Source organism: Sporolactobacillus inulinus, assembly GCF_006539285.1.
Classification (GTDB): domain Bacteria; phylum Bacillota; class Bacilli; order Bacillales; family Sporolactobacillaceae; genus Sporolactobacillus; species Sporolactobacillus inulinus.
The window spans coordinates 1-1690 of the sequence record NZ_BJMS01000192.1 but is presented as its reverse complement, the minus strand read 5'-3'; the positions used below and the strand labels follow the sequence as shown (position 1 = coordinate 1690).

The window sequence follows — 1690 nt, the reverse complement described above, 5'->3', positions numbered from 1 at the left end:
CATTCTTCTCAATCACCCTCAGGCGACTTAACTGATTATACGCTGATAACTTTTCATTGTCAACTCTTTTTTAATTCATTTTCAAATCAAGAATTAAGTTTTATGAGCGACAACAAAATTTATTTTACCAGCTATTCAGGAAATGTCAACAGTTTATTTATTATTTTTTTAGAGCAGTCCTCCGCATATTAACGAAGGCTTGCCCATACAATGGTACAAACTCGCAAGCGAGGTGGGACATCAATGCTTTGGATTATCAACGGTAAACGTTTAAAGAATATCTTACTGATCATTATTGCTGCTTTCTTTGCGGCGTTAATCTTGTTTGTTCAACGTCAGGATACGGATGTGGATGTATTCACGCCAATCAAAGCGCACGGAGCTCTTTCTCACGTTGAGACGAATCAGAAACACCTGGCACTGACATTTGATATTAATTGGGGTGATCAGCAGGCACCGCTTATTTTAAAAGCCCTAAAAGAGGAAAATGTAAAAGCAACGTTCTTTATTTCCGGTGAATGGGCGGAGCGGCATCCGAGTCTCGTACGGCAAATGGTCAGGGCTGGTCATGAAGTGGAATCACACGGCATGCGCCATGAGGATTACACACAATTAGAAGTGCAGCGTTTGCGCTCAGACATTCTATTCGGACGCGAATCGATCTATAAAACGATCGGTCAGCATCCGGAAATGATTCGTCCACCTTATGGCAAGGTGAATAGAGACGTACTGAAAACGGCAGCGAATCTTAATCAACAAGTGGTTTTGTGGAGCGTTAATCCTCGAGATGAAACCAATCCTGGCGCCAAGGTAATCGTTCAGCGTGTTCTGGAAAAGGCGGGAAAAGGCGATATTATCAAACTCCACGCTTCTGATTCAGCAAAGGGCACCGACCGTGCGTTGCCGCTCATCATTCGTGAACTCGAGAACAGAGGGTTTCAGTTTGTTACCGTGAAAACCTTAACCTCTGATGTCCAGTCCAAGAGCAAGCTTATGGATTAAGAGTTATCCTCTGACTTCTCTTGCTCTTTTTTTAATGTTTCAACGATAGCATCGGTAAGTTGTTTCTTAAACAGCGGTGTTGCCATTAATTCGCCAATGCTTTTATCAAGCTGTTGCCGAAAGGGTTTGGTTTTCATCAGGTCGAGATACTGCTGCTGCATTTCCGGCGTTTTCAAAATATCCATCATCATTCCTTGATAACCAGGATCCTTCATCATGCGTTTCAACAGTTTTTCATTGTCGCTTTCCATCGTTTTTGCCAGTTGCTCTGAAAAATCCGGATCATTCATCAATTGCCGCCACAGTTTCTGCCCTTGTTCGGTCGTGAGCGTCTGCACAATGGTCTTGTGGATTGTCGGTTCATCCAGAACAATCGCTTGTCGAAACTCATTATCCTTTAGCAGGTCTCGCATCGCTTTTTTGCCGTCATCGGTTTTAAGTAGATCGAGTACCATTTTTTTATTTTCTTCATAGGATGGCTGGCTCTGCTGGCCGCCGCAACCCGCCAAATTAAACAACAGAACTGCGCACATTAGAAACGATAGAATCTTCGCCATAAGTTTTCCTCCCTGGCCGCCATATATCGTTTAATATGTGTGCATTTTGCGTTTTTATACAAGTTATGCCGGATCGTTAGACAACTCTTTTACCACTTCTCACGTTCGGAACGATTTCAACGCGTCGATCC

2 protein-coding genes are annotated in these 1690 nt (G+C 43.2%); one reads left to right on the top strand and one right to left on the bottom strand.

Translation table 11 applies throughout. The annotated features are described in order from the left end of the window. Window positions 1–243 precede the first annotated feature (243 nt). Complete coding sequence (locus SIN01_RS14620; protein WP_010027592.1) at window positions 244–1002, top strand: polysaccharide deacetylase family protein; 759 nt, start codon at window positions 244–246, stop codon at window positions 1000–1002. On the opposite strand, the gene gerD is transcribed toward SIN01_RS14620, so the two are convergent. Then, complete coding sequence (gene gerD / locus SIN01_RS14615) at window positions 999–1559, bottom strand: spore germination lipoprotein GerD (protein ID WP_010027590.1); 561 nt, start codon at window positions 1557–1559, stop codon at window positions 999–1001. The genes SIN01_RS14620 and gerD overlap by 4 nt on opposite strands. Window positions 1560–1690: the final 131 nt, after the last annotated feature.

What these genes read in the sequence shown, in the direction of transcription:
- SIN01_RS14620 (WP_010027592.1), top strand. Translation starts at nt 244, where the DNA reads ATGCTTTGGATTATCAACGGTAAACGTTTAAAGAATATCTTACTGATC.
- gerD (WP_010027590.1), bottom strand. Translation starts at nt 1,559, where the DNA reads ATGGCGAAGATTCTATCGTTTCTAATGTGCGCAGTTCTGTTGTTTAAT.